A 4746-nucleotide genomic window follows, 5' to 3' on the forward strand; every position below is an offset into this window, starting at 1 on the left:
CGCCCCCCATCATCAGGAAGTTGTAGCGGCCCTCCACGGGGTCGATGGCGGGTCCGGAGGAAAAGATGCTGCCGATCGCGTTCCGTCCCACGTTGAGTAGGTAGGCAGCGTAGCCAAGCGACCCGCTGCCCAGGACCATTGCCAAAACCAGGGAAATCACGACGGCGGGCCGTGCCTGCGGCGCCAGCAGCACCGGGCGGATGAGGCGCAGGGTGTTGATAAACAGGAGTGCCCAGCCGGCAGCGAGTGCCACCAGCAGGATCACCAGTGCCAGCGAGGCGAAGGGGTTGGTGATGATGTTGATGAGCAGGGTCCGGTTGAGCAGCAGCAGGAGCACCGCAAGCACCAGGGCTGCCCAGACACAGAGCGTCACCTTGAGTGCCGTGCGGCCCAGTTTGCGGTTACCGGCCACAAGCTGCGCGCTGCCCGGAACCAGGAGGGTCAGAAGCACAAGGACGAAGCCGCGCTTGGTCCGGACCGGGGAGGAAGCACTGACCGGGTAGCGGACCGGATCGGTAAGCGATGTGCCGGAACGGGGCTGCTGGACCTTGCCGCTGGTCATGGCCGCCTTCCTAACGGCTGCCCCGGAGCGAACCGTTGCCCTCGGCGAAAACCTCGCTGACCTTCTGCCGCAGGTTTGCCCCCTTGCGGGCGGCCACGGCATTAAGGTCTGCGGCAAATTCGAGGAGGTCGGCGCGCAGCGATGCCGCAAGCTCGTCGGTACCCGCTGCCAGCATCCGGACCGCCAGGAGCCCGGCATTACGGGCTCCAGCGATGGAAACCGTGGCCACGGGAACGCCGGCAGGCATCTGGACGATGGAGAGCAAGGAGTCCATGCCGTCCAGGGTCTTCAGCGGGACCGGCACTCCGATCACGGGGAGTGGAGTGACGCTGGCCAGCATCCCCGGCAAATGGGCGGCACCACCGGCGCCGGCGATAATCACCCTCAGCCCGCGCTCGTGCGCTGTCTGGCCATAGCGGATCATTTCGGTGGGCATCCGGTGGGCGGACACAACGTCGGCTTCGAACGGAATGCCGAACTCCGCCAGGGCGTCAGCCGCGGCTTCCATGACCGGCCAGTCCGAGTCCGATCCCATTACCAGGCCCACCAGTGGGTTGCCGGCGGGACCGGGGGCGGGGGTGGCTTCGGGACTCATGCTTTCTCCTCAAAAATTGCTGGCGGTTCTTCGGCGGGTACCCGCCCGTCCCGGATAATGCCCGCCACAGTACCTGCACGGCGTCGAACGGAATCAACCTCTGTTGTGGACGACCCCACCAGGTTCACGTGGCCAATCTTCCGGCCCGGGCGCACCGATTTGCCGTAGCAGTGCACCTTGGCCGCCGGCTCGCTGGCCAGTGCCAGCGGGAAGGCGGAAAACAGGTCCTGGTTGTCGCCGCCCAGGAAGTTCTTCATCACCACTACCGGACCCAGGACATCGGTGGCACCCAGCGGAAGGTTAAGGACCGCCCGAAGATGCTGTTCGAACTGGCTGGTGACCGACCCGTCCTGCGTCCAGTGCCCGGTGTTGTGCGGGCGCATGGCCAGTTCATTAATGAGGAAACCTGCGCCGATGCCCGGGGTTTCGAAGAGTTCCACCGCGAGGACCCCTGTCACACCGAGCTCATGGGCTATCCGCAGGGCAGCGTCCTCTGCGGCGGCTGCAACCTCCACCGGAATGTCCAAGGCAGGGGCGATGACCTCGTCACATACCCCGTCAACCTGGATGGTGTGCACCACGGGCCAAGCCCGGGCCTCGCCGTCGGGCGTCCTGGCAACCAAGGCTGAAAGCTCGCGGGCAAAGTCAACTTTAGCCTCCGCAAGGAGGGGACTCATGGCCTCAAACCATTCAGTGGTTTCGGCAGCCTCCTCCGCGGAGGAAATGATCCGGACACCTTTGCCGTCGTAACCGCCGCGGGGAGTCTTCAGGACCACAGGCCACCCAATGTCCTCGCCGAAGCTGACAAGCGCGGCCACGTCCGCAACCGAAGCCCAGGCGGGGTTGGGAAGTTCCAGCCGTTCAATGGCGGCGCGCATCACCAGCTTGTCCTGTGCATGGACCAGCGCATCCGGGCCGGGCTGGACGTTGACCCCGGCATCCTGAAGTGCCCGGAGATAGGCCGTGGGCACATGCTCGTGGTCAAAGGTCATGACGTCCAGGCCCTCGGAGAATTCCAGGAGGGTCCGCAGGTCCTTGTAGTCGCCCACCGGTGAAGAGGGCACTGCCGAGACGGCGGAAACGTCGTCGCCTTCGGCAAGGACGCGGAGTTCGAAGCCGAGTGCAGTTGCGGCTGGGGCCATCATTCGTGCAAGCTGGCCGCCGCCAACTACACCTATCACTGGAAAAGTCACATGGGCCAGCCTACCGAAGACCAGCCCGGATTCCGTGTTCCGTACCTGACTGGATGCTTTTTCGGCACCAGGACCGTTCGGTGGCACAGCATTGGCGGTGGTTGCCGGACCGCCGCGGGAATTTGACGGGCTAAAATGGACCTCTGGCCGTGTGGCCCATTGTTCAACGGCCATGGAGGGTCATGTTTAGCACGCTTGCAGATCGCATCCGGGGGCTCGCCTCGCTTTTTTGGCGTGAAGTGGCCAAGTTCGGCGCCGTCGGCGGTGTGGCTTTCGTCATCGACAACGGCATGACGTATTACCTGATGCACGGCCCCATGACGGACAGCGAAGCCAAAGCCCGCTTTGTGGGCGCGTCAGTGGCAACGATCTTTTCCTGGATAGCGAACCGCCTCTGGACCTTCCGGCACCGGCGGCAGGACAACGTCCTCCGGGAGTTCCTGATGTTCATCCTCATCAACGGCATAGGCATTGGCATCTCCACCGGCTTTACCGCCCTGGCCAAATACGGGCTGGGCGTCACGGACAAGAACATGCTTTTTTTCGCGGGAGTAGCTGGAATCCTGGTGGCCACGGTGGTCAGGTTCTTCGCCTACCGCTTCCTGGTGTTCAACAAGGAACTGGACCAGGAACCGGAGTTTTCCCACGACCATGAGCTCATCGACCTCCACCACCATGGCAAAGGCGCCGGCACAGGTGCGGTGGAGCGCGAGCCCCTCACGGAGGACCCGGCGCAGCCGCAAAAGTAGGGCCGTGCCGCCAGGCCGCCGTTCAGTTGCCGTGGATGCGTTCTGCGGCAATCAGCTTGTCAGTCGCCTCGACATCGGGGTGCGTCAGTACCACTGAACCCCCGCGCCGCCATGCGCCCAGCGCGTTGGCCAGCGTTGCCTCCAGCCCGTCCCCTCCCCGGATGTGGAGCCGCACGCCCTCTTCGTGGGAAATCGCGAACCCGTCAAGCAGGTCCTGGTGGAGGTGCCGGCGGCCGTCCTGGGCAACAATCGCACAAGCCGAGGGGTCAGCCTCGACGTGCTGCATAAACACGTCGCCGTGGGAGCGCACTTCCGCGGCGTAATCGAGGCAGCCTGGCGGAAGGTCGCCGTTCCAGCGCATGGCCAGCGCGGGCAGAGCAACGGCCACGACGGCGCCGTACTTTCCGGCTGCCGGCTCCGGCCGGGCGGTGGCCAGGAAATCCGCCTCGCCGCCGTTCAGGACCGTCTCCAGGCCGAGTTGCCAGCCGGCAAGCGCCCAGACCATTCCCTTCCAGTGCGCCGGCAGGTCGAGCGCCAGGCGCATGCCGGGCTCGGCGTCCAGTTCGTCCTGGAGGAGGTTACTGGTTTTGGCCACCCAGTTGTCCAGCACCTTTCCGGACAGCTCCACGCGCTCCGAATCAGGGCCGTACCAAGTGAGGCGCGGAGCAGTGGAGTTGCCTGTTCGCAGGCTGGTCATCAGGTCGATTGCCGGGGTAGTCATGCCTCAATCCTGCCACCGGCACCACAGCAGGTCACCAAAGCCTGTCCCGCCCCCTCGGAAAATTCCGTGGGAAGTGATACTTATCACACTTAGCGCTAAGCATGCTTGCTGTTGTGCGGTAGCGGAGTGTTTTCCCGACAGCAGGCGGGTTTTTTTGGGGGCTTTCCGCCGCCTGACCCTCTGATAACGGGCAGATTCCGGCCGTGCAGAAAAATTATCGGGCGTGGCGTGCACCTTATTGGGTGCCGGGGGTGATTATTATCCGGGCAGCGGCTTGACTCACCTTAGTTACACGCGTGTAATTAGATAACTAAAGGCACCTGCGTAAATACCGGCACACAACCGAGTGTCCACGTATCCAGGCAGGAGCTGCAACATCAGGAGGGTCGCCGTGGGGCAAGCAGAGCGTATCCAGGAAGATGCCGTAGTGGCCGGTCAGGCGACGGCCAGATACCGTTCGCGGGGGGTGCCCAGTGATTGGTACGTAGACCCGGCGGATCCTGATGCTGCGGAACGGTTCAACACGAACAACAAGGACTTCCTGCAGGACCAGGCCACGGCTTTCCTCGCCGCGCACGAAGCACTCGTGGGCGGCGGTCAGGACCCCGAGGACGAGCTCGATCCTCCCATGGAACTTTCTGCCGGACCGGTTCAGCCCGTTTGGATCGGGTTGCCTTTCCAGCAGGACTTCGGCGACGAAGGCGAGCTCGGCTGGCAGACGGATGCGCTGTGCGCCCAAACCGACCCCGAGGCCTTCTTCCCCGAAAAAGGTGGGTCCACCCGCGACGCCAAAAAAGTCTGCGGTGCCTGCAATGTGCGGTCCCAGTGCCTTGAGTACGCTCTGGCCAACGACGAACGGTTCGGCATCTGGGGAGGCCTTTCCGAGCGCGAGCGCCGGCGGCTAAGGAAGCGAGCAATCTAATTCA

Annotated in this window: 5 protein-coding genes and 1 pseudogene; 2 read left to right on the forward strand and 4 right to left on the reverse strand. The window is 64.0% G+C overall.

The features are described 5' to 3' along the window. The 3 genes and pseudogenes from AC5RWX_RS30375 to AC5RWX_RS30385 all read right to left on the reverse strand — a co-directional run. A pseudogene (locus tag AC5RWX_RS30375) lies at window positions 1-562 on the reverse strand (LCP family protein); the annotation flags it as partial. 10 nt (window positions 563-572) lie between these two features. Beyond that, window positions 573-1157, reverse strand: coding sequence for a 5-(carboxyamino)imidazole ribonucleotide mutase (gene purE, locus AC5RWX_RS30380; protein WP_494099930.1), 585 nt, complete (start codon window positions 1155-1157; stop codon window positions 573-575). Further along, window positions 1154-2350, reverse strand: coding sequence for a 5-(carboxyamino)imidazole ribonucleotide synthase (locus AC5RWX_RS30385; RefSeq protein WP_494099931.1), 1197 nt, complete (start codon window positions 2348-2350; stop codon window positions 1154-1156). The genes purE and AC5RWX_RS30385 overlap by 4 nt, the downstream gene beginning before the upstream one ends. 182 nt (window positions 2351-2532) lie before the next feature. Between AC5RWX_RS30385 and AC5RWX_RS30390 the strand changes: the two genes are divergently transcribed. After that, window positions 2533-3099 (forward strand): GtrA family protein, encoded by a 567-nt coding sequence (locus AC5RWX_RS30390; RefSeq protein WP_494099932.1) that lies wholly within the window; start codon window positions 2533-2535, stop codon window positions 3097-3099. Window positions 3100-3121: 22 nt separating this feature from the next. On the opposite strand, the gene AC5RWX_RS30395 is transcribed toward AC5RWX_RS30390, so the two are convergent. Next, on the reverse strand, window positions 3122-3820 hold the full coding sequence (locus tag AC5RWX_RS30395; protein WP_494099933.1) for a TIGR03089 family protein: 699 nt from the start codon (window positions 3818-3820) through the stop codon (window positions 3122-3124). A 391-nt stretch (window positions 3821-4211) separates the two neighbouring features. On the opposite strand from AC5RWX_RS30395, the gene AC5RWX_RS30400 reads away from it, so the two are divergent. Continuing rightward, entirely contained in the window at window positions 4212-4742 is a 531-nt protein-coding gene (locus tag AC5RWX_RS30400) for a WhiB family transcriptional regulator (RefSeq protein WP_494099934.1), read from the forward strand. Window positions 4743-4746 lie beyond the last annotated feature (4 nt).

Source organism: Arthrobacter sp. SPT-J7, assembly GCF_059089965.1.